Raw genomic sequence first — 23149 nt, 5'->3', positions numbered from 1 at the left:
GATCGCAGCCGATCACCGGGCTTCAATCGCCAGCGCCGCCATAACAATTCCCGATGATCCCGGCTCATCGGGAATTGTTATAAGATGGGGCATCGGCCGATCCGGAGAGTGCCTATGCCCCGCTTTCTTCCGCTTCTCGCCCTGCTTGTTGTCTGCTGGCCGGCCTCGGCTGCCGAAACGGTGGCCGATGATCTGGCCTGGCTGTCCGGCCAGTGGCTGGGCACTATGAACGGCAACCGCATTGAGGAGCATTACATGCGCCCGGCGGCCGGAATCATCGTTGGTATGAGCCGAAGCTTGCGAACAGGCCGGCCACCGGAAGTGGAGTTCATCCGCATAGCGCCCGATGCGACGGGGCGCCTTGCCTACCATGCCCACCCCATGGGACAGGCGCCCGCTGTCTTTCCGTTGGTGGAGGCGTCGCCTGATCTGGCGGTCTTCGCCAACCCCGCCCATGATTTCCCGCAGGTGATCCGCTATCGCCGCATCGGCGACACCCTGACCGCCACGATTGAGGGGCCGGGAAAAGATGGCGCAACCCGGCGGTTCAGTTGGTCGTGGACGCTGGCTGGTCCGGCCCCCTGACGGCCCATGTCGAGACTTTTCCTGCTGTTTCGCCGAAATCTTCGGGATAGCTTCGATGGAGGCGACGAACCCCCGATAAAGGCGTAACATGGTTAAAACAAAGCAAAACCAAAGGGAGGGTGTTCATGTCTCGCCTCTTTGCCGTCTTGTTCTTCGTTTTGACCCTGTTGGCTCCCACACAATCACACGCGGCCGATGATCCGCTGAAGCAGCTGGCCTGGCTGTCGGGCCAATGGGCGGGGCGGGAGGGAAATGCCCGCACCGAACAGCATTTCATGAAGCCGGCCGGCGGCGTCATGCTGGGCATGCGTCGCAGCCTGTCCACCAGCCGCGGCACCGACACTGAATTCATCCGCATCGTCGTCGAAGCCGATGGCAGCGTGGTCTATTACGGCCAGCCGCTGGGTCTTGCGAATGTCATGCCCTTCAAGCTGGCGGAGAGCGGGCCCAACACGGCCACCTTCGTCAATACCAGCATCGATTATCCGCAGCGCGTCGTCTTCAACCGCTATGGCGGGGTGATGGTGGTCGCCCTGGAGGGACCGGATGGCCATGGCGGTGTGCGCCGCTTCGGCTGGACCTGGAAACGGGCCGGCGACGCGCCCTGATTTTTTTAAGCCCCCATGTCACACGCGGTCATGGCGTCTCGTCCTGGTATTCGAAGCCCCCGATGCGGGGGTCCCGATGACACCCATGATGGAGACGACCCATGACCGCGCGTTTGAATTTCCATGCTGCCGCCCCCGACCTGATGCGCCCGCTGCTGGATATCAGCGCCAAGGTGGCGGATTGCGGGCTGGAGTTCAGCCTGCTGGAACTGGTGAAGACCCGCGCCTCGCAGATCAACCGCTGTGCCTTCTGCCTGCATATGCATACAAGTGACGCCCGCGCGGCCGGGGAGACGGAAGAACGGCTTTATCTGCTGGACGCCTGGCGGGAAAGCAGCCTCTATACCGATCGCGAGCGTGCCGCCCTGGCCTGGACCGAGGCCCTGACCGACATCGCCCATAGCGGCGCATCGGATGCGGATTACGCCCTGTTGCAGGCGCATTTCACCGCAGAGGAGCAGGTGAAGCTGACCATGGCCATTGGGATCATCAATGTCTGGAACCGCTTCGCCGTCGGGTTCCGCGCCCCGCATCCCAAGGCCAAGGTCCGTGTCAGCGCGGCCTGAGCCCGAGGCGCTGAGCCTGTTCAACGCCCTGCGGCCCCGGCTGTCCCGCATCGCCTATCGCATGCTGGGCTCCGTGGCCGAGGCCGAGGACATGGTGCAGGAGGCCTGGCTGCGCTGGGCCGGGGTGGATCATGCCGGGGTCAAGGATGCGGAGGCCTATCTGGTCCGGCTGGTCAGCCGGCTGTGCCTGGACCAGATGAAATCCGCCCGCGCCCGGCATGAAGCCTATATCGGCCCCTGGCTGCCCGAACCCTTCATCGATCCGGATGCCGGGCGGGAGGAGGCGGAGGAGGTGACCATGGCCCTGATGCTGGCCCTGGAGCGGCTGTCGCCGCTGGAACGCGCTGCCTTCCTGCTGCATGACGTGTTCGGCCAGCCATTCGACGCGGTGGCTGCCGCCCTGGATCGGGACGAGGCGGCATGCCGGCAATTGGCGTCGCGCGCCCGCACCCATGTGCGTGGCGCCCGCCCGCGCTTTCCCGTGGCACCCGACCGGGGGCGGGAAATCGCCGATGCCTTCCTGGCCGCCGCGCATAATGGCGATGTGGTGGGCCTAAGCGGGCTGCTGGCGGCCGACGCTGTGTTGTACACCGATGGCGGCAGCCATCGCCGCGCCGCCGTGAACCCGATCTTCAGCCAGGACAAGATCGTCCGCTTCTTTGCCGGCATCGCCGCCAAGCGCGATTTGCAGATGCCGCAGGTCCTGTGGCGCGGGATGATCGATGGGCTGCCCGGCTATGTCAGCGTCGGCACGGATGGGGTGCTGCAAAGCACGGCCTTGCTCATTGATGGCGACGCGGTGGTCGCCATCTATATCACCCGCAACCCGGACAAGCTGCGCCACCTGGAAGGGGTGGTGGGGCGGGCGTGACTGGGATCAGCCGAAGCGACCGGTGACATAGTCCCCCGTCCGCTGCTGTCGCGGGGCCGTGAAAATTTCATCCGTGCTGGCGAATTCCACCAGTTCGCCCAGATGCATGAAGGCCGTCCAGTCGCTGATGCGGGCGGCCTGCTGCATATTGTGGGTGACGATGGCGATGGTGTAATCGGCTTTCAACTCGCTGATCAGATCCTCGCATTTGGCGGTGGAGATCGGGTCCAGGGCGCTGGTCGGCTCGTCCAGCAGCAGGATGGCCGGCCTTGTGGCGATGGCGCGGGCGATGCACAGGCGCTGCTGCTGTCCGCCCGACAGGGACAGGCCGGACTGGTGCAGCTTGTCCTTCACCTCTTCCCACAGGGCGGCCGCGCGCAGGGCCTGTTCGACCCGCTTTTCCAGGCTGGCCTTGTCCAGCCGTTCATACAGCTTGATCCCGAAGGCGACATTGTCGTGGATCGACATGGGGAAGGGGGTGGGCTTCTGGAACACCATGCCGATGCGGGCGCGCAGCAGGTTCACATCCTGACGCGGCGACAGGATGTCCTGCCCGTCCAGCAGCACCTGCCCCGTGGCGCGCTGGCCGGGGTAAAGATCGTAGATGCGGTTCAAGACGCGCAGCAGGGTCGATTTGCCCGATCCCGATGCGCCGATGAAGGCGGTCACCTGCCGTTCGCGCAGGGAAAGGCTGATGTCCCGCAGCGCGTGGAAGGGGCCGTAGTGGAAATCCAGGCTGCGGATTTCCAGCTTGGCCGGGGCGTCGGTGGCGATGGTCGCCGCGCTGTCCGGCAGGGCGGCGGCAAGCGGCAGGCTGAAATCGGTCATCACTGTTTTCCTTTGCTGGCGCCGGACAGAATTCGGGCCAGGATGTTGAGCGCCAGGATCGCCGCCGTGATCAGCAGCGCCCCTGCCCAGGCCAGCCGCTGCCAGCCCTCATAGGGGCTGAGCGCGAACTGGAAGATGGTGACGGGAAGGTTGGCCATCGGCGCGTTCAGGTCGGTCGACCAGAACTGGTTGTTGAGTGCGGTGAACAGCAGGGGGGCCGTCTCCCCGCTGATGCGGGCAAAGGCCAGCAGCGCGCCGGTGATCAGGCCCGACCGCGCAGCGCGGTAGCCAACCAGGGTGATGATCTTCCAGCGCGGCGCGCCCAGGGCGGCGGCGGCTTCCCGTAGACTGTCGGGCACCAGGCGCAGCATATCCTCCGTCGTGCGCACCACGACGGGAACCACGATGACGGCCAGCGCGCAGGCCCCTGCCCAGGCGGAGAAATGCCCCATGCGCAGCACCAGCAATTCATAGATGAACAGGCCGATGATGATGCTGGGCGCGCTCAACAGCACGTCGTTGATGAAGCGGACCAGTTCGGCCAGGGGCCGCTGCCGGCCATATTCGGCCAGCCAGGTGCCCGCCAGCAGCCCCGTGGGCAGGCCGATGACCATGGCCAGCAGGCTGACGGCCAGGCTGCCGGCGATGGGGTTCAGCAAGCCGCCGCCATCGGTGCCGGGCGGTGGCGTCATGCTGGTGAACAGGGTCGGGGTCAGGGCAGCCGCCCCCTTCACCACCAGCATGCCCAGGATCAGCAGCAGCCAGAGCAGGCCGATGCCCGTGGCCAGCCAGGCCAGGGTCAGCATGAAGACGTTCAGCGCCTTGCGGCGGCGATAGATGCTTCTGTCCATGATGCTACCGGCCCCGATGCTGTTCCAGGCGCCGCAGCATGAGCTTGGCCAAGCTGAGCACGCTGAAAGTGATGATGAACAGGACCAGACCCAGCGCCACCAGCGAGGATGTGTAGAGATCGCCCGTCGCTTCGGTGAATTCATTGGCGATGGCGGCGGAAATCGTGGTGCCGGGGGCCAGCAGCGAGGGGGAGATGCGGTGGGCATTGCCAATGACGAAGGTCACGGCCATGGTTTCCCCCAGGGCGCGGCCCAGGCCCAGCATGACGCCACCCATCACGCCCGTCCGCGTATAGGGCAGCACCACGTTCCACACCACTTCCCAGGTGGTGCAGCCCAGCCCATAGGCGCTTTCCCGCAGCATGGCGGGCACCGTCTCGAACACGTCGCGGGTGACGGCCGTGATGAAGGGCAGGACCATGATGCCCAGGATCAGGCCCGCCGTCAGTACACCGATGCCATAGGGCGGCCCCTGGAACAGCGACCCGATCCCCGGCAGGGGCCCCAGCGTGTCGATCAGCGCCGGCTGCACATGTTTTTGCAGGAACGGCGCCAGCACGAACAGGCCCCAGATGCCATAGATGATGCTGGGGATGCCGGCCAGAAGCTCGATGGCGATGCCCAGCGGCCGTTTCAGGACGGCGGGACACAGTTCGGTCAGGAACAGGGCGATGCCCAGCCCCAGCGGCACCCCCACCAGCATGGCAAGGGCGGAAGTGACCAGCGTGCCGTAAATGGGGGCCAGCGCCCCGAACCGGTCGGTTACGGGGTTCCAGACTTCTGTTGTCAGGAAGCCGGGGCCGAAAGCGGCCAGGGCCGGCCAGGCGCCGCGGACGATGGACAGGATGATGCCGCCCAGCAGCAGCAGGACCAGCAGCGCAAAGGCCAGGGTCAAACCCTGGAAGGCCCGATCCCGCCAGCGGTAACGCGCGGACAGCCGATGTTCCGTTCCCGCGCCGGCAATCGCCGCGTCGGCCATGATGGATTTCCGTTCAAGGGGGGCAGGGACGAACAAGGCGAAGGCGCGGGTGGCGTCATCGGCCACCCGCGTCCGCATTTCCATGCGCTTACTTGGCGGTGTAGACGGTCTTGCCGTCGGCACCCTTGATACGGTCCGCCCAGGTCTTGCGGACCATGGCGGCCACGCTGTCCGGCATGGGCACATAATCCAGGGCTTCGGCTTCCTTCGCACCGGACTTGTAGGCCCAGTCGAAGAATTTCAGCGCTTCGGCAGCCGCCGCCGCATCCTGCGGCTGTTCGGGCATCAGGATGAAGCTGGCGCCCGTGATGGGCCAGCTATCGGTGCCCGGCTGGTTGGTCAGGATGACGGCATAGCCCGGCGTATGGGCCCAGTCGGCATTGGCGGCGGCGGCCTGGAAGCTTTTGCCTTCGGGCTGCACCTTCTTGCCGGCGGCGTTCAGCAGCGCCGCGTAGTTCATCTTGTTCTGCTTCACATAGGCATATTCGACATAGCCGATGGCGCCGGCCGTCTGCTTGACCATGCTGGCGACGCCTTCATTGCCCTTGGCGCCGATGCCGACGGGCCATTGCACGGATGCCGCCGACCCCACCTTGCCCTCGAAATCCTTGCTGACCTTGGACAGGTAGTTCGTGAACAGGAAATTCGTGCCCGACCCGTCGGAGCGGTAGACGACGGCGATGGCGGTGGAAGGCAGCTTCACCCCGGCATTCAGCTTGGCGATGGCCGGATCGTTCCAGGTCTTGATCTCACCCAGATAGATGCGGGCCAGCGTCGGGCCATCCAGGGTGATCTGGCCGGGCTGCACACCATCGACATTGATGGCCGGCACGGCCCCGCCCATGATCATCGGCCATTGCACCAGGCCGGCTTCCTTCAGTTCCTCTTCCTTTAGCGGGGCGTCGGAAGCACCGAAGGTGACCGTCTTGGCCTTGATCTGCTTGATCCCGCCGCCGGAGCCGATCGACTGGTAATTCAGGCCCGTGCCCGTGGCCTGCTTATAGCTGTCGGCCCATTTGGCATAGACGGGGTAGGGGAAGGTGGCGCCGGCGCCGCTGATATCCGCGGCCATGGCGCCGCCCACCATGCCGATGCCGACCATTGCCGCCAGCACAGGTGCGGCGACGAACCGAGACAGGAAACCCATCGGGTCTCTCCCTTTGCAATATGGAAATTCCGGGTAGCGGCACCCTAGTCCCCGGACATTGCACTTTTGTGCTGATTTCCTAAATTCGATTTAATGACAAGTTTAATGTTCAAGTCGCGACAGAAAATCCCGACAGAATGAAATAGGATTTCTGGCAATCTATTTCCTATGGTCTGGGTTGGGTGAGTTGATTTTTGTCAAGATGCGCCAGTTCTACTTTATGCGTTCTGGCCTATCCGGTTCGGCATAGGCTGGGTGCTTGGCCTGTTCAGCGCCAGGCGCCCACCAGTTCCACCTCTTCCCCGCCCATGCCGCGTTTGAAGCTGGTGAAGCCGGGGCCGGCATCGGGCAGCAGGCCGCCCAGGTCGAACCAGTGCCGGCCCTGGTCCTTCAGTTCCGCCACGGCCCGCCAGAGCAGCAGATTATGGGCCCCGGCCTTGCGCCCGGCAGGACCCGACCAGCCGATCTGATAGGTCGCTGCCTTGCCATGGCCCAGGACCAGGATGCCGGCCACAGGCTTCCCATCCTTCACGGCGCGCAGCACCAGGATGTCGCCATCCTTGTGCATGCCCGTGCGCATGCGGATGACCAGCTTGGCCGACGGGCCGCGATAGCCGCGTGCGGCCTTGTCCTTCTGGTACTCCTCCAGCAGCCAGGGCAGCAGGGTTTTGCCGTCGCGGTCGATTTCCACCATCAGGCCGGCTCGTTCGGACTGGTTCAGGTGGTTGCGCCATTTGCGGTCCAGGCCGGCGCGTAAGGTCGTCAGGTCGCGGCACAGATCCAGCCAGATGGTCTGGTATCCCGGCGCCTTGTCCCGCCGGAACCCGGCCCAGCGCATCATGGCGTTGCCTTCGTCGCCCGCTGGCCATTCGGGCACGACGGCGGTCCAGCGCAGGGGGCCGCTGGGATATTCCTTGCGGATCTGCTTCATCACCATGGCGAAAACGGCGGGCTTGCGCGCCTCCGGCCGCAGCAGGGGGCCGCGATGCAGGCGGGCGACGCGGATCAGCCTGAACAGCTGCCGCTCGCTCATCACCACCAGCCCGATGGGCTTGTCCGCCAGTTCGATGATGCCCAGCCGGGGGCGCCAGCCCTCCACCGTCAGCATGGCCTGATTGTAGCCGAAGCCCTGGGTCAGGCTGCTTTGCCCGCAATCGGCCAGCAGTTGAGCCCATTCGGACAGGCGGCCCACATCCCAGACGATGCGCAGCGGGGGCGGGTTGTCGAGATCGGTCATCGTCGGCGGTTGCAAGTCGGAACGGGGAAGGCGAGAGTGCCCCCGTTCCCCTTGGCCTGTCGAGTAATCATGCGCACCGCCCCCCTGTCCCCCGTCTGGTGGCACCCCGACCATTTCCAGAAGAAGCGCGCCCATCTGGCTGTGCGCCAGACGGTGATGCGCACATTGCGCCGCTGGTTCGAGGATCAGGGGTTTGATGAGGTGGAGACGCCGGCCCTGCAGGTCTCCCCGGGGTTGGAAGTGCATCTGATGGCGTTCGCCACCGATCTGGTGGGGCCACACCCCGATGATCGTCGCCGGCTTTACCTGCACACCAGCCCCGAATTCACCATGAAGAAGCTGCTGGCGGCGGGCGTGCCGAAGCTGTTCCAGCTGTCCCATGTCTATCGCAATGGGGAGCGGTCGGGCACGCATCATCCGGAATTCGCCATGCTGGAATGGTATCGCGCTGGGGCGGGATATCGCGATCTGATGGAGGATTGCGTGGCGCTGGTGCGGGCGGCCTGCGGGGCGGCAGGCCGGGACAAGCTGCGCTTTCGCGGCATCGAATGCGATCCGTTTGCCGACTGGCGGGTGCTGAGCGTGCAGGATGCCTTTCTGCACTATGCCGGCATCGATCTGCTGGCCACGGCGCCCGACCCGCTGCGTCCCGACCGCGATCTTCTGGCGGCGGAGGTTGCGCGCATCGGCATCCGGGTGGCCGACAGCGACACCTGGGAGGATCTGTTCTTCCGCGTCAGCCTGGACCGGATCGAACCGCATCTGGGCATGGATGTGCCCACCTTCCTGGCCGATTATCCCGTGTCCATGGCGGCCCTGGCCCGACCCAAGCCCGATGATCCGCGCGTGGCGGAACGGTTCGAGCTGTATGGCTGCGGCGTGGAACTGGCCAATGCCTTTGGCGAACTGACCGACCCCGTGCTGCAACGAAGCCGGTTCGAGGCCGACATGGCGGAGAAGGAACGGCTTTATGGCGAGCGCTACCCCATTGACGAGGAGTTCCTGGCAGCCTTGCCGCTGATGCCGGACAGTGCCGGCATCGCCCTGGGCTTTGACCGGCTGGCCATGATCGTGGCCGGGGCGGATAAGATCGATGATGTGCTGTGGGCGCCGGTGGCGACGGCTTAGAGTCTGTCCGGTTTACGTTGAAGCATTCCCAACCGTCATTCCCGCGAAGGCTGGAATCCAGCATGAGGCGCGGTCAGCGCCGATATGAGTCTTATCGCGGCAGACGTCGCTCTTTCTGGATCCCCGCATGCGCGAGGGTGACGGCGGAGTAAGCGCCACTGATTCTATTTAAACCAGACAAACTCTAGCGCGGTTTTACGGCGCAGCCCCACAAGCCGGTGGCCAGGCCGGGTTCGGGTTCGGCATCAGGTCAGACAGGAAAATCTCCCCGGAATTGGCGCCGTCGGCCTGGGCAAACAGCAATCGGCTACCGTCGGGAGACAGGGCGGGGCCGACCTGGAAAACATCGTCGCGCGCGGCGATCCGGCCGGCGGCCTGCCATTGGCCGTCCTTCAGGAGATAGCGATAAAGGTGGGAACGCCCCTCCCGCGCCGCCACGACGACCAGGGTGCGGCCGTCGCGCGATATATCCGCCTCATATTCCATCTGATCGCTGTTCACCGGGGCCGGCAGGCGCGTCACCTGCCACAGGCCCGGACGGTTCGTGATCGGCACGGCGGTGTAGATGTCGCCGCCGCCAGCACTGCGGGTGCGCGACGATCCGAAATAGAGCGTGCCCTTGTCGTCGGAACGGGGCAGCAATTCGGATGCCGGAGAATTGATGGGGGCCGGCAGGCGTTGTGGTGTTCCCCAGTCGCCGTTCCCGATACGCTCGACGAACCAGATGTCGAAATCCTCTCCACCTGGCGCGTGCCGGGTGGAGATGAAATAGAGCCGGCGCCCGTCCGGCGTGACAAACGGATCGGCATCCATGGCAGGTGGGGTGGCGGCGAAGGGAACCGGTACCGGAGAAGACCAGGAACCGTCGACGCAATGTGACTGCAAAATGGCATAGCGGCCGAAGCCCGGATCGGCACGCATGAAGTAAAGCGTCTTGCCATCGGGGCTGAAACTGGGTGTGCTTTCATAGTCTGGTGACTGCAACGCCGGTGGTGTCCAGCGCCGGGGCGTGTCCTGCCCGACCGCGGCAGTTGCGGTCAATGACAGTAATATCGCTGCTATACGTTGTCTGCGGCGCATTGCCTTATCCCAGCGACAGATAGCGTGCCGAATGCAGGTCCAGCGGATTGTCTGCCCAGCCTTTCAGCTTGGTGGAGATCAGCCGGCGGCTGGATTGGCGCATGACGGGGATCATGGGCATGTCGGCCATGGCGATTTTCTCCGCCGCGGCCAGTCGGGTGCGGAATTCATCCAGGGTCAGCGACTGGTCGACCGCGTCCATGGCCTGATCCAGGGCCGGGTTGATATAGCCGGGGCCGACAGTATTGGCGCGTGAGCGCAGCAGGTTCAGATATTCGGTCACCAGACCCACGGCCCAGGTGATGCGCACGATGTCCGGATAGGTGTGTTCCTTCATCCGGCTGACCACGATCTTGAATTCCTGGTTCGACAGCGTGGTCCGCACCCCCAGCACCTGTTGCCACATGGCGGCGACGGCCACGGCGACCTGCCGGTTCAACTCGTTCGTGTTGTAGAGCAGTTCGATCGACAGGCCGTTATTGGGGCCGTAGCCGGCCTTGGCAAACAACGCCCTGGCCTTGGCGATGCGGTCGGCATCGGTCCAGTCGGCCCAATCCGGTTTGGGCGGGGTGTACCCGGCCAGCCCTTCCGGCGTCATGGCAAAGGCCGTACGTTCGCCGCCCTTGGTGATCTTCTCCACAATGGTCTTGCGGTCGATGGCCATGGACAGGGCCACGCACAGGTCGGGATTGTCCTTCCAGGGGGCCTTGGTCAGGTTGGGGATCAGGAAGAAGGTGCTGGCGCGGTAGGCCAGATGCAGGCTGTCGGCCAGATTGGTGCGCGCCCAGTCCAACTGCGTGGGCGGCACCTCCTTGGTCACATGCAGTTCGCCGGCCCGGAACCGCTTCATCTCCGTCTGCAGATCTTCGGTGATGTGGTAATTCACGCCCGCAATGCCGATACCGGCAGCGCCGTGAAAATGCGGATTGACCGCCAGGGCGTAATGGCTTTGCGGCACGGCCGATGTCAGCACGAAGGGGCCGTTGCTGATCAGCTTGCCCGGCGCCACGAAGGCATCGCCATGCTGGGCCACCGACCCGCGATGCAGCGGCGACAGCACCCAATAGGCGGTATAGACGGTCAGGTCCGGCTTGGGATGTTCCAGCGTCACCAGCAGGGTGCGCGGGTCCAGCGCCTTTACGCCCAAACTTTCCGCCGGCTTGCCGTCCTGCAGGATGGGCAGGGCGTTCTTGATCGGCGCCACCCATTCCGGCAGGCCCAGGCGCGTGGCCGGCGTCACGGCGCGGCGCCAGGCGAAGACGAAATCATCGGCGACCACCGGGCTGCCGTCGGACCATTTGGCATCGGCGCGCAGGTGGAAGGTCCAGGTCAGGCCATCGGCACTCGTCTCCCACCTCTCCGCCACGCCGGGAATAATGGCGCCGTCGGCCCCGAAACTGGTCAGCCCCTCCCACAATTCGATGAACAGGGCGCCCGCGACGATGGTGGTGGACCGGTGCGGGTCCAGCGTATCCACCTCCGGCCCCATGCCGATATTCAGGACCGGTTTGGTCTGGGCAAGGACGCCCGCGGAGCCAAGCAGGGGCAGGACGGCACCGGCAGCCAGCACGGTCCGCCGGGTCAGGGGTACACGTTCATTGGCGCACATGATCAAGGACTTGCACCTTTTCTGTTCTGACGGGCACAGACTGAGCCCTTGCCGCATCGCTGTCGAGGGGCTATCGAAACGGCCCGTCCGAAACATGCCCCGGCGGTGCCGTGGCGCCGCCACAAAGCAGGACAAGGATCAGGCTGTCGCCGGGATCATTCGGGCGACGACAGGCAAGGAGCGGTGCCCCGGAACGAAACGGGCACCGATATGGGGAATGAAGCGCTGGTTGGCGGCCATGGCCGCGTTGGTGACGATGGGCACGGCCGCGGCCGCCCAGGCCGGTTCGGTCACCCTGTTCTCTGAACCGGGTTTCCGGGGCGACCGGATCACCATCCACGACGATATCGACAATCTGGCCAAGCTTCCGCCCTGGAACGAGCGCGCCCGGTCGCTGATCGTCAATTCCGGCACCTGGGAAGTCTGCAAGAACAAGCGGTACGAGTTCTGCCGCACACTGGCGCGCGGCGCACGGGTTGCCGAAACGCTGGAAGTAAAGAATCTGCGCGGTGGCATCAGTTCGCTGCGCCAGATCGATGACCGCAACGATCACAGGGACCGCGACCGCTGGGACAATGACCGCTGGGGCCGGGACCCGTGGGATCGCTGGGACCCGCCGCCCCCGCCGCCGCCCCGTTATCGCGATGATGACATCATCTGGAACGGTGGTGGCGGCGGCGGGGGTGGCCGGCAGGTGACGGGTCAGCCGCAGAACAGCTGCCAGTCGCAGGTTGAAAGCGCCTTCATCCAGCGCCATGGCTATCGCGGTCGGAGCGAATTCACCGGGGATGCCTTTGAAGGCACGATCTGGTGGGATGGGGAACCCTGGCGGTACCGCTGCAGCGGCGGCCAGATCAATATCTGGAAATGAAAAAGGGGGCGGTCCCGCGGGCCGCCCCCTTCTGCTTTGAGGCGTCGGATTACGGCTTGTACAGCGTTCCATCGGGCGTGATGCCGGTCGGCTGGCCCACCAGGATGGTGGTCAGCCTGGCCGGGTCCAGCAGGCGGGCGGCCACGCGTTTCACATCCGCCAGGGTGACGGCGTTCAACAGGTCGTTGCGCTTGTTCAGGTAATCGATGCCCAGATTGTCCCGCTGCACCTGCAACAGCAGGCCGGCAATGGCGCCATTGTTGGTGAATTGCAGGGGGAAGGAACCGGTCAGATAGGTCTGGGCGTCGCGCAGCTCCGCCTCCGTGATGCCGTTCTTCGCCACGTCGCCCCAGATCTGCTTGGAGACGCTGATGGCTTCGGCCGCCTTGTCATTGACGGTGGAGCCGCTGATGTTGATCAGGTTGGTATGTTCGTAGGAGACGAGGCTGGAGCCGATGCCATAGGTCAGGCCGCGCTTTTCCCGCACCTCGTCCATCAAGCGGGAGGAGAAGCCGCCGCCGCCCACGACATAGTTCAGGATGGTGGCCGCGTACCAGTCCGGATCGGACCGGTCCAGACCCGGCTGGGCCATCATGATGACCGTCTGCGGAATGGGACGGGGGACCAGCACCGTCTTGCCCGGGGCCGCCGGCACGATATTAGCGACGGGGCCCAGGTCGGCCTTGGCCGGCAGCGCGCCGAACAGGCTGTCCAGCAGCGGGGCCAGTTCGGCGCCCGTGATATCGCCCGACACGGCCACCTTCAGCCCTTCGCGGGCCAGCCGCGTGCGGGCGAAATTCACCAGATCATCGCGGGTGATGGCGGCCAGGGTCTGGGCCGTGCCGCGCTGCGGCCTGCCATAGGGATGGCCGGGGAACAAGGTCTCCCCGAACGCCATCTGTGCCCAGTAATTGGGGTCGGCCTGCGACCGCTTCAGGCTGGTCTGCAACTGCCCGCGGATACGCTCCACGGCGTCGGCGTCGAATCGCGGCTTGGTCAGGGCCAGACGCAGCAGGTCGAAGGCCGTGTCCTTGGTCTCACGCAGCGTCGTCACCTGACCGACGAAGGTGTCGCGGCCGGCGCTGAAGGACAGGGTGATGGAATTTTCGTCCAGCTTGCCCTGGAAGGCCTGGCTGTCCAGATCGCCCGCCCCTTCATCCAGGGTGCTGGCCGTCATGATGGCCAGGCCCAGCTTGCCGTCAGGGTCCCGCTCCACCCCGCCTTCAAAGGCGAATTGCAGGGCGATGATGGGGTTCTTGGCATCGCGCACCAGCCAGGCCTCCACCCCGCCGGGGCTGACCACCTTTTCGATATCGACGGCGGCGGCGGGCAGGGTGGTCAGCAGCAGGGCGGCGGCCGTAGCCACCAGGGTGCCGACAGTGCGGATCATCTTCATGGCGTTCATCACTTGGTCCCCCCGGCGGTCGGGGCAGGGGCGGCGGCGACAGCGGCCGGCAACAGGATGCCCGTGGCGTGGTTGCCCTGGCCCAGCACCAGCCGGGCGGCTTCATTCACCTGTTGGGTAGTCACGGCATTGATGCGGTCGGGCCATTCCTCCACATCCTGCACCGTCTGGCCCGTGGTCAGCGCCAAGCCGAAGGCGTAGGCCGGGCCCTGCAAACTGTCGCGGGCGAAGATGGCGTCGCGGCGCAGGCGGGTTTTGGCCGACGCCACCTCCGCGTCGGTCACGCCGCCGGACAGCAGCCGGGCGATCTCCGCGTCCACGGCCTTTTCCACGGCGGCCACGTCCTGACCGGGGGCAGGGGTGGCGGAGATGGACAGGGTGCCCAGATCCAGGGCCGCGGGGTTGTAGGACAGGTTGACCCCGGCCGCGATCTTCTGTTCCACGACCAGCGACTTGTACAGCCGGCTGGTGGCGCCGTCGGACAGGATATTCTCCAGCACTTCCAGCGCGTTGGCGTACTGCTTCTCCCCGGCATTATAGCTGGGGGCCTTCCACAGCCGGGTCCAGTTCGGCTGGCGCACCTGATCATCGGTCAGGGTGATGCGGCGTGCGCCTTCGGTCGGCGGCTCCGTCACGCGCACGCGCGGCGGGATGGTGGCGACGGGCTTCAGCTTGCCGAAGGTCTTTTCGGCCAAGGGCTTCAGTTCGGCGGCTGTGATGTCGCCGGCCACGACCAGGATGGCATTGTTGGGCGCGTAATGACGCTTGTAGAAATCCAGCGCGTCCTGGGTCGTCAGCTTTTCAATCTCATGCATCCAGCCGATGATCGGCGTGCCATAGGGATGATGGACGAACAGCAGGCTGTAGAGCTGTTCATAGAGGCGTGATGCCGGCTCATTCTCCGTCCGCTGGCGCCGTTCCTCCTGGATCACCTTGCGCTCCGGCAGGACGATATCGTCCGTCAGGCGCAGATTGACCATGCGGTCGGCCTCCATCCCCATGACCAGTTCCAGCCGGTCGCGGGCGATATTCTCGAAATAGGCCGTGTAGTCATAGGCGGTGAAGGCATTGTCGCGACCGCCATTGCGGGCAACGGTCCTGGAAAATTCCGACGGCTTCATCTTGGCCGTGCCCTTGAACATCAGATGTTCAAGATAATGGGCCAGACCGGATTTGCCCGGCTCCTCATCGGCGGAGCCCACCTTGTACCAGACCATCTGGCTGATGACGGGGGCGCGGGGATTGTTCACCACCACCACCTGCATGCCGTTCTTCAGCGTGAAGGTTTCCGGATCATAGACACGGGCGGCGGCCGGCTGGACCGCGGCGAAGGCCAAGGCCACGCCGGCGGCAAGATGCCGCCAGCGGCGCGCGGCGGCGGGGCGTGCAGAATGGGTCACGGGGATTTTTCCCTCCCGATTTGGCAACAGGCCCCCAATGTGGGACGGGGCGCATGGATTGCCAATGGAAATCGGGTGAAGGGAATTTAATGTAATCGCCTATGGCGCGTGTTCCCCCTCCGGCCGGAAGGCGCCGACACGGGCCGGATAGCGCGGACCCTGCGAACTGGCGGGCAGGGGGGCCAATTGTCCGAAGGGGGCAGCGTCGGGGGCGTCCAGGAAGGATGAGGCCAGCCCGGCCACATCATCGGGGAACAGGTCCAGGAAGCCATGGCCCCAGCCCGGCAGTTCCAGCCGACGGGCATTGAGGGTCAGCCCGTCGGCACGGCGGGTCTGCACATCCAGATCATCGCCCGTGGTCCAGATCAGCACAGGCTGGCGGACCTGCGGCAAACGCCCGGCCAGATCATGGGCAAAGGCCGCCTGATGGCCCCAGGCCGATTTCCGCCCGCCCAGCAGCGCGTCGGGGAACCGTTCCGATATCTCCTCCACATCCGCTTCGGGCCGGGCATGATGGTAATAGAAGCCCTGCCAGCGGGACAGGATGTGGCTGCCGTCGGGCAGGGCAGGCTTTTCCCGGTAGAAATCGCGAAACTGCTGACGTTCATCATCGGTAATGATGGGGGCCGCGATCATGATCAGCCGGCGGACGCGGTCGGGCGCGCGCAGCGCCATCTCCACCGCGATCATGGAGCCCGTGTGATAGCCCAGCAGGTCCACCGGCCCGTCGATCCCCGCGGACGTCAGCCCGGCCAGCAGGGCGTCGGCATAGTCACCGATCGATGGCACGGCCGACGGCGGGTCGGACAGGCCGAATCCCGGCGTGTCGAAGGCGATGGCCGTCCGGTCCTGTCCGGCATGGGCCAGGAAGGTTTCGAACACACGGCCGCTCATCGGGCTCATATGAATGCAGACCAGCGGGGGGCGGGTGTCCGACACCGGCCGGGCGATCCGCAGATGCATCTGGCCATGGGGCCCGTCGACATAGGCCCGTCGTACCGTCATCGTCATGGGTTATCCGATGTTATAAAGGTATATCATTAGATCTTATAACCAGGATCGGGCCAGAACGGCTCCCTGTCAATGGGGTCCCGACCCCGACTCGCCTTGCCGCGGTGCGGCGAAGTCCCGGCCGGCCCCGGGGCGGGCCCGGTCCTTCACTGTCCGGAGGGCAGGTGCCGTCAGGGATTCAGGGGCGTTCGGGCCTGCTCCATCATCTAAAATCACCGATATCCGCCCGGCGGCATTGAAGGGGGACGTGAAAACGGGTAACGATTCCGCCGCTGCGATGGTGGCGGGGCGGCGCTATGCTGTGGGCGGCCCCGGTGGCATTGTCGCCACGGAATTATTTAAGTCAGGGCGCAGGAGACGATCGGCATGACGCGGACCTTCATCTCGATGGCGAAGACGGGTGGGCAGGGCAAGACCCTGACGGCCCAGATGCTGGTGCTTCAGCACGAGCAGAAGGGCGTGCCGGTCAAGCTGGCGGCCGCGGACAGCGACAGCCTGAACCAGCGGTCCAAGTTCGGCCGCCTGTTCCATAATGTGAAGGAACTGGGCATCGGCGAGGACCTGACCAAGGTCAAGAGCTCCACCGACCCCAATCTGGCCATCAAGTACTGGGACGAATTCGGCCGTACCGTGCTGGAAGGCGGCTATATCATTGATGTCGGCGCCAATGTCGCGGCCGAACTGTTCGCCTGGGCTGAGGCGCGGAATGCCGGCTCCCTGCTGCGCCGCCGCAACTCCCCGCCCATCGATCTGGTGGTGACCACCAAGGCCGAAAGCCAGGCGATCGAGGATGCGCGCGGCCTGATCCAGTACAGCTTCGACAAGAATGAGTGGCTGCCCATCGGCCGTCGCTATGTCGTGCTGAACGAGGTGTCGGGCGGCTTCGGCGCCTATGAGAACGACCCGAACTTCAAGCGCCTCAAGGCCTATCAGAGCATGGGCGTGCATGTCGTCACCATGAAGCGCTGCGAAAGCGACATCTGGACCCTGCTGGAACGCGAACTGATCTCCGTCCGCGATGCGCTGAAGATGACCGAAGTCGATCTGGAGAAGCGCTTCGGCATCGATGTCTGGACGGGCCATGGCGGCCTGACTGACCTGAAGGCCTGGGCCGACGAGACGTTGACGGCGTTCGAAAAGGTGGGTCTGGTGCCGGTGCGCGACGGCGCCATGGGCGGCCTGGAAGGCGTGGGCGCCGGCTGTTCCTGAAAGGATCTGGTTCCGGAACCTGTGGAGGAAGAGGCACCCACACCTCCCCCACGCAAGGGCCGGAAGAAGAAGTAATGTCCGCCCCGGCAATGCCGGGGCGGATTTTCACTTTCAAGGGAGGATCAAAGCTTGGTCCGCTTCGAAAATGTCGGGTTGCGCTACGGCAACGGGCCGGAGGTTCTGCGCGATCTCAGCTTCGAACTGGCGCCCGGCTCCTTCCATTTTTTGACGGGGCCGACGGGTGCCGGCAAGTCCAGCCTGCTGAAGCTGCTGTACCTGTCCGAACGCCCGTCGCGCGGGCTGATCACCCTGTTTGGCGAGCCCTTGTCCAAGGTGTCGCGTGAGCGCTTGCCCGACCTGCGCCGGCGCATCGGCGTGGTCTTCCAGGATTTCCGCCTGCTGGACCATATGAGCGTTTTCGACAATGTGGCCCTGCCGCTGCGCATCGCGGGTCAGGGGGAAAAGCACATCAAGGAAGCAGTCACCGAACTGCTGGAATGGGTGGGGCTGGCCGACAAGATGGCGGCCCTGCCGGCCACGCTGTCGGGCGGCCAGAAGCAGCTTGTCGCCATTGCACGCGCCGTCATCACCAGCCCGCAATTGATTGTTGCGGACGAGCCCACGGGCAATATCGACCGCGACATGTCGATGAAAATCATGCGGCTGTTCATCGAACTGAACAAGCAGGGCACGACCTGCGTCGTCGCCACCCATGACTGGCCGCTGATCGACAAGATCAAGCGGCCCATGCTGGAACTGTTCGAAGGCAAGCTGGCCGAGGCGTCATGGTGGCTGAAACCCGGCGAGGAGCTGGAAGAGCCGCCGGGGGTGTGAGGCCAAGGGCCATTATGGATGGCCCTTGACTATACATGTGTTCCCTCAAACACCGGGCGCCGCCATCCGGCGGCCTGGCTCACGCGCACAGGGGTGCGCGGGCCGGCAGTCGGCAGCCTCCCAAGGGGCATGGAGATGACCCTTGGTGTGAATCCCTGGCGAGGTGCCTGTCACGCCGCATCCAGGGCCGCCAGGACCTGCACGCGCAGCTGGTCGCGCTGCACCTTGTTCATGGCGTTGCGCGGCAGGGATGGCAGCAGGACCAGCCGTTCCGGCCGCTTGAACACGGCCACATCGGCGCGTTTCAGCCAGTCCACCACATCCTGCAGGGTCGGTTCCGCCCCGTCGCGCGGCACCAGCGCCACGGCGATGCGCTCGCCCAGATCGGCATCGGGAATGCCGACCGTTGCCGCCTCCCGCGCCTGGGGCAGGCCGGTCAGCAGGTCATCCAGTTCGGCCGGCGAGATGTTGACGCCGCCGCGCACGATGATCTCCTTGCACCGTCCCACGAACCGGTAGAAGCGCGACAAGGGGCCGGGGCCAGCGATTTCGAACAGGTCGCCCGTGCGGAACCAGCCATCTTCGTCGAAGGCCGCCGCAGTCAGGTCCGGCGACTGCCAATAGCCGCTGAAGGTGGCGGCCCCCGTGATGCGCAGCTCACCGGGCCGCCCCGGCTCCGTGATCTCCACCCCGCTGTCGGGATCGACCAGACGGGTACGGACGACTCGGTGGATGATGCCGGTGAAATCCTGCCCGGCTGCGCCGAAGCGCGGGAAATAGCGGGCGCGTTCCGTGGGATCGGGCACGTCGGCCGCGCTGGAGAACAGGGAGGCGCCTTCGTTGGAGCCGAAGATGTTGCAGATCTGGATATTGTGCTGGTCCAGCCAGCCCTGGATCAGCCAGGGCGACAGGGGTGCCGACCCCGACCCGATGGCGCGCAGCGAGGACAGGTCGGTGTGGCGCACCAGTTCCGGCTGTTTCAGCAGGGCCGTCAGGATGGCGGGCGGGGCGATGGTGTAGGTCACCCGTTCTTCCGCGATCTGGGTCAGGAACAGGGCCAGGTCGAACGGATGGTGCAGCACCATGCGACCGCGCAGCAGCAGCCAGGGCATGACCTGCCCGCCGATGGACCCGATATTGACCAGCGGGAACGGGTTCAGCAGCACATCGCCATCGCGCATGCCGCCGGCCTCTGCCACGATGCGGGCATTCAGGACCCAGTGATTATGGTCGCGCGGCACGCCCTTGGGCCGGCTTTCGGTGCCCGAGGTCCAGCAGATGGTCAGCACCTCTCCCCCCGCCGTGGGGTGGGCGGCGATGTGGGGGGCGACGATGGACGGGTCGGCTGCGGCGGCGGCCGCGCGCAGGTCGGTGGCCTGTGGCGCCGGGCCCATGGTCAGCAGCCGCAGGCCCGGCCGTGTGGCTGCCAGCCCGGCGCCCATGGCGGCATGGTCGTGGCGGTGGAATGTTGGTATCGTAATGAAAGCAACAGCACCCGTGCGGTCCAGGATGTGCGACAGCTCATGTTCACGATATTGCATGACCACGGGACTGACGATCAGGCCAAGCCGGGCCGCCGCCAGGAACAGGATCACCGCGTCGGCCGTGTTGGGCAGCTGCACACAGACGATATCGTCCTTGCGCAGGCCCTGGACCAGCAGGGTCGCGGCCAGCCGTTCCACCCGGTCACGGATATCGGCCCAGCTCAGCCGTTCCGGCGCCTGCCCGTCCAGGTGCGCCCGGTTGGATGGATCGATCAGGGCCAGGTCGTGCGGGGCCTGTGCGGCCGTGCGCTGGAACAGGTCATCGACGCTGATGCCCTCCCACCATCCGCGTGCCTCGTAATCTTCTATGCGCGCCGCATCGGTCCGGAACATGTCTCGCCTCCCCTGGATTGGCCTTGTCATCGGCCGCATTATGTGACTTTCATAACAATACCAACGGCAGCGATCAAGCCGGTAGCCAACCAAAATGTTCGCGCCGAGAAATTCATCGAAGTGGGGTGTGTTCCATGGTCCGTGTCAATGCGGCGGCAAGCGCCGATGAAGGGGCTGCGGCATGAAGGCCTTTATCCATGATGCGGTGCGGACCCCGCGCGGCCGGGCGCATGCCACCGAAGGCGGGCTGGCGCGGTTCAGTCCCGGTGACTTGCTGGGATTGTTGACCGGGGCGCTGTCGGACCGGGGGCATGATGCGCGGGACCGGGCAGACCTGATGATCGTTGGTTGCGTGGGGCAGGTCGGCGCGCAGGGTGGGCACATCGCCATGGTGGCGAAGATGCGGGGCGCCGTGCGCGACGACATGCCGGTCCATAGCATCAATAATTTCTGCGCGTCGGGCCTGTCGGCCATCGGGCTGGCGGCGGCGCAGGTGGCTTCCGGGCAGGCGCGGTCGGTGTTGGCCGGCGGGGTGGAGATGCTGTCGCATGTGGCTTTCATGGCCGACAATGCCGATTATTACACGGCCAGCGACCTGCCCCCCGTCCGCCGCTATATCCCCGTGGCGCTGGCGGCCGACCTTCTGGCCATGAAGCTGGGCGTGACGCGGGCGGAAATGGATGAAGTCGCCCTGATGTCGCAGGAACGGTCGGCGGCGGCCGAAATGCGGCCGGCCTTGTGCGCGTCGCGCATCACCATCGGGGATCTGTCGCGGGAGGAATTGCCGCGCCCGACGACCGCCGACAGCCTGTCCGGTCTGCGCCCCGTCTTCTCCCGGCTGGCGGGGCAATATCGCGCGGCGCTGGACGGGGTGGAGATTGACCATCGCCATACGGTCGCCCATGCCCCGCCCATGGCGGACGGTGCCGCGCTGGCCGTGATCGGCGGGCCCGAGGGCGATCGGCCGCCGCGCGCCCGCATCCTGGCCTGGGCAGAGGCTGGCGGCGACCCGCGCGACAGCCTGACCGCCGGCTTCACGGCCATGGACAGGGCCCTGGACCGCGCCGGACTGAAACTGGCCGATATGGACCGGGTGGAGTTCATGGAGGCCTTCGCCGTCACCATCGCCGCCTTCCTACGCGACCGCGATATCGACCGGTCCCGTGTCAATGTCGCGGGTGGCCATCTGGCCAAGGGGCACCCGATGGGGGCCACGGGTGCCATCCTGCTGTCCACACTGCTGGACGCGCTGGACGAGGGCGGCGGCACGCTGGGGCTGGTGGTGGCAACGGGCGCGCAGGGCGTGGGTGTGGCCATGGTGGTGGAGCGGCTGTCATGACCATGTCTCGCCGGACCTTGCCGGGCCTGTCCCTGCCCGTGATGGTGGCGCCCATGTTCCTGGTGTCGGGCGTCGATCTGGTGGTGGCTGCCTGCCGTGCCGGCATGGTGGGTGCCCTGCCGGCCCATAATTGCCGCACGACGGCGGAGCTGGACCAGTGGCTGGGCACCATTGCCGGCAGCCTGCGGCCGGGCGTGGATGGACCCTGGGCCGTCAATCTGGTCACCCATGCCAGCAACAGCCGGCTGGCGGACGATCTGGCGGTGCTGCACCGGCACCGGCCGCCCATCGTCATCACGGCGCTGGGCAGTCCTAAGCCGGTGATGGAGGCGGTGCATGCCTATGGCGGGCTGGTCCTGGCCGATGTCATCAGCATGGGGCTGGCGGCCAAGGCGGTGGCGGCGGGCGTGGATGGCCTGGTCTGTGTGTCGGCCGGGGCCGGCGGGCATACGGGCTTCCTGTCGCCCTTTGCCTTCATCGCGGCGGCCCGGGCCCTGACCGATGGCATCCTGTGCGTGGGCGGCGGCATTGGCGACGGGGCGGGGGTGGCAGGGGCCATTGCCGCCGGGGCCGACCTGGCGCTGCTGGGCACGCGCTTCATCGCAGCGACCGAAAGCCTGGCCGTACCTGACTATAAGCGCATGGTGGTGGAGGCCGGGATCGATGATCTGGTGGTCAGTGCCGCCATCACGGGCACGCCGGCCTCCTGGCTGAAACCATCCCTGCTGGCCAATGGCTACGACCTTGCCGATCTGGATAAGCCGGCCAAGCGCGACTATGGCGGCGACGCGGTCAGACGCTGGAAGGATCTGTGGGCGGCGGGGCAGGGGGTGGGCGGCATCCGCGCCGTGGAACCCGTGGCCGCCATTGCCGGAGACTTGCGCCGCGACTATGCGGCGGCTGTGGGCCGGCTGGGGGCAGGTGCTTAGGGGGTTCCCACGGCGGGGCTTTGGCGCTAAGGCTTTGGCCCTTCGCCGACCGGTCCAATCCAGGGAATTCCGCCATGCGCCTTGTCCGCCTGATCGCCAATCTGGGCTATGGCAGCCAGCGCGACGTGAAGATGCTGCTGAAGGAAGGGCGGGTGACGCGGGCCGATGGCACCGTGCTGTCCGATGGCGACAAGGCCGACCATGCCGATATCCGCATCGATGGGGAGGCGTTGGACCCGCCGCAGGGCAGCGTGCTGATGCTGCACAAGCCGGCGGGCTATACCTGTTCCACCAGCGACCCCGGCCGTATCGTCTATGAATTGCTGCCGGAGCGGTTTGAATATCGCAACCCGATCATCGCGCCTGTCGGCCGGCTGGACCGGGACACGACGGGCCTGCTGCTGCTGACCGATGATGGCCAGCTGCTTCACCGCATCATCTCGCCCAAGGCCCATGTACCCAAGGTGTATGAGGCGGAACTGGCCCGGCCGTTGACGGGGGAGGAAGGAGCGGTATTCGCCACCGGCACCCTGATGCTGAAGGGGGAGAAGACGCCGCTGCTGCCAGCAAAGCTGGAGGTGCTGGGCGAGACGCGTGCGCGCCTGACCATCCATGAAGGCCGCTATCACCAGATCCGCCGCATGTTCGCGGCCGTGGGCAACCATGTGGAAACGCTGTACCGCGTGTCCATAGGCGCCCTGACGCTGGGCGATCTGGCAGAAGGCGAATGGCGCCTGCTGGATGCAGGCGAGGTGATGAAGGTCTTCGCCCCGCCTGCCTGAGTT

Annotated in this window: 22 protein-coding genes; 11 read left to right on the top strand and 11 right to left on the bottom strand. The window is 65.8% G+C overall.

The features are described 5' to 3' along the window. Positions 1–114: 114 nt before the first annotated feature. The 4 genes from ACODTW_RS05125 (at position 115) to ACODTW_RS05110 (ending at position 2630) form a co-directional block, all read left to right on the top strand. A complete protein-coding gene (locus ACODTW_RS05125) occupies positions 115–585 on the top strand; it encodes a DUF6265 family protein (RefSeq protein WP_488944855.1) in 471 nt (156 codons plus the stop codon). A 125-nt stretch (positions 586–710) separates the two neighbouring features. Then, positions 711–1193 carry a DUF6265 family protein gene (locus ACODTW_RS05120; RefSeq protein WP_488944854.1) on the top strand — a complete coding sequence of 161 codons (483 nt, stop codon included), beginning with the start codon at positions 711–713 and terminating at the stop codon, positions 1191–1193. A gap of 101 nt (positions 1194–1294) precedes the next feature. Continuing rightward, the gene (locus ACODTW_RS05115; protein WP_488944853.1) at positions 1295–1759 is read left to right on the top strand and encodes a carboxymuconolactone decarboxylase family protein; all 465 of its coding nucleotides are present in this window, start codon (positions 1295–1297) and stop codon (positions 1757–1759) included. Then, positions 1743–2630 (top strand): sigma-70 family RNA polymerase sigma factor, encoded by an 888-nt coding sequence (locus tag ACODTW_RS05110; RefSeq protein WP_488944852.1) that lies wholly within the window; start codon positions 1743–1745, stop codon positions 2628–2630. Before ACODTW_RS05115 ends, ACODTW_RS05110 begins: the two co-directional genes overlap by 17 nt. Positions 2631–2636: 6 nt before the next feature. Here the strand turns inward: ACODTW_RS05110 and pstB are convergent, their stop codons facing one another. From pstB to ACODTW_RS05085, 5 genes are all read right to left on the bottom strand, one after another. Then, a complete protein-coding gene (gene pstB / locus ACODTW_RS05105) occupies positions 2637–3458 on the bottom strand; it encodes a phosphate ABC transporter ATP-binding protein PstB (RefSeq protein ID WP_488944851.1) in 822 nt (273 codons plus the stop codon). Continuing rightward, a complete protein-coding gene (gene pstA, locus ACODTW_RS05100) occupies positions 3458–4309 on the bottom strand; it encodes a phosphate ABC transporter permease PstA (protein WP_488944849.1) in 852 nt (283 codons plus the stop codon). Before pstA ends, pstB begins: the two co-directional genes overlap by 1 nt. A gap of 4 nt (positions 4310–4313) precedes the next feature. Then, on the bottom strand, positions 4314–5372 hold the full coding sequence (gene pstC / locus ACODTW_RS05095) for a phosphate ABC transporter permease subunit PstC (RefSeq protein ID WP_488944847.1): 1059 nt from the start codon (positions 5370–5372) through the stop codon (positions 4314–4316). 4 nt (positions 5373–5376) lie between these two features. Then, positions 5377–6435: a phosphate ABC transporter substrate-binding protein PstS gene (gene pstS, locus ACODTW_RS05090; RefSeq protein WP_488944846.1), complete on the bottom strand. Its 1059-nt coding sequence runs from the start codon at positions 6433–6435 to the stop codon at positions 5377–5379. A gap of 268 nt (positions 6436–6703) precedes the next feature. Next, the gene (locus tag ACODTW_RS05085) at positions 6704–7672 is read right to left on the bottom strand and encodes a lipid II:glycine glycyltransferase FemX (RefSeq protein WP_488944845.1); all 969 of its coding nucleotides are present in this window, start codon (positions 7670–7672) and stop codon (positions 6704–6706) included. A 69-nt stretch (positions 7673–7741) separates the two neighbouring features. On the opposite strand from ACODTW_RS05085, the gene epmA reads away from it, so the two are divergent. Further along, positions 7742–8800: an EF-P lysine aminoacylase EpmA gene (epmA, locus tag ACODTW_RS05080; protein WP_488944844.1), complete on the top strand. Its 1059-nt coding sequence runs from the start codon at positions 7742–7744 to the stop codon at positions 8798–8800. Between the two features lie 195 nt (positions 8801–8995). Here the strand turns inward: epmA and ACODTW_RS05075 are convergent, their stop codons facing one another. Next, positions 8996–9841 carry a TolB family protein gene (locus ACODTW_RS05075; protein WP_488944843.1) on the bottom strand — a complete coding sequence of 282 codons (846 nt, stop codon included), beginning with the start codon at positions 9839–9841 and terminating at the stop codon, positions 8996–8998. A 43-nt stretch (positions 9842–9884) separates the two neighbouring features. Continuing rightward, on the bottom strand, positions 9885–11489 hold the full coding sequence (locus tag ACODTW_RS05070; protein ID WP_488944896.1) for a peptide ABC transporter substrate-binding protein: 1605 nt from the start codon (positions 11487–11489) through the stop codon (positions 9885–9887). Between the two features lie 217 nt (positions 11490–11706). Here ACODTW_RS05070 and ACODTW_RS05065 point away from each other — a divergent pair, with 217 nt between their 5' ends. After that, positions 11707–12360: a beta/gamma crystallin-related protein gene (locus ACODTW_RS05065; protein ID WP_488944842.1), complete on the top strand. Its 654-nt coding sequence runs from the start codon at positions 11707–11709 to the stop codon at positions 12358–12360. A gap of 49 nt (positions 12361–12409) precedes the next feature. On the opposite strand, the gene ACODTW_RS05060 is transcribed toward ACODTW_RS05065, so the two are convergent. The 3 genes from ACODTW_RS05060 to ACODTW_RS05050 all read right to left on the bottom strand — a co-directional run bounded on the left by ACODTW_RS05060 (position 12410) and on the right by ACODTW_RS05050 (position 16176). Further along, a complete protein-coding gene (locus tag ACODTW_RS05060) occupies positions 12410–13765 on the bottom strand; it encodes a M16 family metallopeptidase (RefSeq protein WP_488944841.1) in 1356 nt (451 codons plus the stop codon). Further along, complete coding sequence (locus ACODTW_RS05055; protein ID WP_488944840.1) at positions 13765–15165, bottom strand: M16 family metallopeptidase; 1401 nt, start codon at positions 15163–15165, stop codon at positions 13765–13767. Before ACODTW_RS05055 ends, ACODTW_RS05060 begins: the two co-directional genes overlap by 1 nt. A gap of 99 nt (positions 15166–15264) precedes the next feature. Continuing rightward, positions 15265–16176, bottom strand: a complete 912-nt coding sequence (locus tag ACODTW_RS05050; protein WP_488944839.1) for an alpha/beta fold hydrolase — start codon at positions 16174–16176, stop codon at positions 15265–15267. Between the two features lie 366 nt (positions 16177–16542). Between ACODTW_RS05050 and ACODTW_RS05045 the strand changes: the two genes are divergently transcribed. Next, the gene (locus ACODTW_RS05045; RefSeq protein WP_488944838.1) at positions 16543–17385 is read left to right on the top strand and encodes a hypothetical protein; all 843 of its coding nucleotides are present in this window, start codon (positions 16543–16545) and stop codon (positions 17383–17385) included. A 129-nt stretch (positions 17386–17514) separates the two neighbouring features. Continuing rightward, entirely contained in the window at positions 17515–18219 is a 705-nt protein-coding gene (gene ftsE, locus ACODTW_RS05040) for a cell division ATP-binding protein FtsE (RefSeq protein ID WP_488944837.1), read from the top strand. A 170-nt stretch (positions 18220–18389) separates the two neighbouring features. Here ftsE and ACODTW_RS05035 read toward each other — a convergent pair whose 3' ends face one another. Further along, positions 18390–20096 carry a class I adenylate-forming enzyme family protein gene (locus ACODTW_RS05035; RefSeq protein WP_488944836.1) on the bottom strand — a complete coding sequence of 569 codons (1707 nt, stop codon included), beginning with the start codon at positions 20094–20096 and terminating at the stop codon, positions 18390–18392. 181 nt (positions 20097–20277) lie between these two features. Between ACODTW_RS05035 and ACODTW_RS05030 the strand changes: the two genes are divergently transcribed. The 3 genes from ACODTW_RS05030 (at position 20278) to ACODTW_RS05020 (ending at position 23146) form a co-directional block, all read left to right on the top strand. Then, complete coding sequence (locus ACODTW_RS05030; RefSeq protein ID WP_488944835.1) at positions 20278–21435, top strand: thiolase family protein; 1158 nt, start codon at positions 20278–20280, stop codon at positions 21433–21435. Beyond that, a complete protein-coding gene (locus ACODTW_RS05025) occupies positions 21432–22364 on the top strand; it encodes an NAD(P)H-dependent flavin oxidoreductase (RefSeq protein ID WP_488944834.1) in 933 nt (310 codons plus the stop codon). Before ACODTW_RS05030 ends, ACODTW_RS05025 begins: the two co-directional genes overlap by 4 nt. 74 nt (positions 22365–22438) lie before the next feature. Continuing rightward, positions 22439–23146, top strand: a complete 708-nt coding sequence (locus ACODTW_RS05020) for a pseudouridine synthase (protein ID WP_488944833.1) — start codon at positions 22439–22441, stop codon at positions 23144–23146. The last annotated feature ends 3 nt before the right edge of the window (positions 23147–23149 follow it).

This window comes from Niveispirillum sp. FG148, assembly GCF_057809655.1.
This window is presented reverse-complemented; position numbering and strand designations above follow the sequence as displayed.

Excerpts from the sequence above, each read along its gene's own strand:
- epmA (WP_488944844.1), top strand. The coding sequence starts at position 7,742 with ATGCGCACCGCCCCCCTGTCCCCCGTCTGGTGGCACCCCGACCATTTC.
- pstB (WP_488944851.1), bottom strand. The coding sequence starts at position 3,458 with ATGACCGATTTCAGCCTGCCGCTTGCCGCCGCCCTGCCGGACAGCGCG.
- ACODTW_RS05045 (WP_488944838.1), top strand. The coding sequence starts at position 16,543 with ATGACGCGGACCTTCATCTCGATGGCGAAGACGGGTGGGCAGGGCAAG.
- ACODTW_RS05035 (WP_488944836.1), bottom strand. The coding sequence starts at position 20,096 with ATGTTCCGGACCGATGCGGCGCGCATAGAAGATTACGAGGCACGCGGA.
- ACODTW_RS05060 (WP_488944841.1), bottom strand. The coding sequence starts at position 13,765 with ATGAACGCCATGAAGATGATCCGCACTGTCGGCACCCTGGTGGCTACG.
- pstC (WP_488944847.1), bottom strand. The coding sequence starts at position 5,372 with ATGGAAATGCGGACGCGGGTGGCCGATGACGCCACCCGCGCCTTCGCC.
- ACODTW_RS05115 (WP_488944853.1), top strand. The coding sequence starts at position 1,295 with ATGACCGCGCGTTTGAATTTCCATGCTGCCGCCCCCGACCTGATGCGC.
- ACODTW_RS05065 (WP_488944842.1), top strand. The coding sequence starts at position 11,707 with ATGAAGCGCTGGTTGGCGGCCATGGCCGCGTTGGTGACGATGGGCACG.
- ACODTW_RS05120 (WP_488944854.1), top strand. The coding sequence starts at position 711 with ATGTCTCGCCTCTTTGCCGTCTTGTTCTTCGTTTTGACCCTGTTGGCT.
- ACODTW_RS05050 (WP_488944839.1), bottom strand. The coding sequence starts at position 16,176 with ATGACGATGACGGTACGACGGGCCTATGTCGACGGGCCCCATGGCCAG.
- ACODTW_RS05070 (WP_488944896.1), bottom strand. The coding sequence starts at position 11,489 with ATGTGCGCCAATGAACGTGTACCCCTGACCCGGCGGACCGTGCTGGCT.
- ACODTW_RS05020 (WP_488944833.1), top strand. The coding sequence starts at position 22,439 with ATGCGCCTTGTCCGCCTGATCGCCAATCTGGGCTATGGCAGCCAGCGC.
- ACODTW_RS05125 (WP_488944855.1), top strand. The coding sequence starts at position 115 with ATGCCCCGCTTTCTTCCGCTTCTCGCCCTGCTTGTTGTCTGCTGGCCG.
- ACODTW_RS05030 (WP_488944835.1), top strand. The coding sequence starts at position 20,278 with ATGAAGGCCTTTATCCATGATGCGGTGCGGACCCCGCGCGGCCGGGCG.
- pstS (WP_488944846.1), bottom strand. The coding sequence starts at position 6,435 with ATGGGTTTCCTGTCTCGGTTCGTCGCCGCACCTGTGCTGGCGGCAATG.
- ACODTW_RS05025 (WP_488944834.1), top strand. The coding sequence starts at position 21,432 with ATGACCATGTCTCGCCGGACCTTGCCGGGCCTGTCCCTGCCCGTGATG.
- pstA (WP_488944849.1), bottom strand. The coding sequence starts at position 4,309 with ATGGACAGAAGCATCTATCGCCGCCGCAAGGCGCTGAACGTCTTCATG.
- ACODTW_RS05085 (WP_488944845.1), bottom strand. The coding sequence starts at position 7,672 with ATGACCGATCTCGACAACCCGCCCCCGCTGCGCATCGTCTGGGATGTG.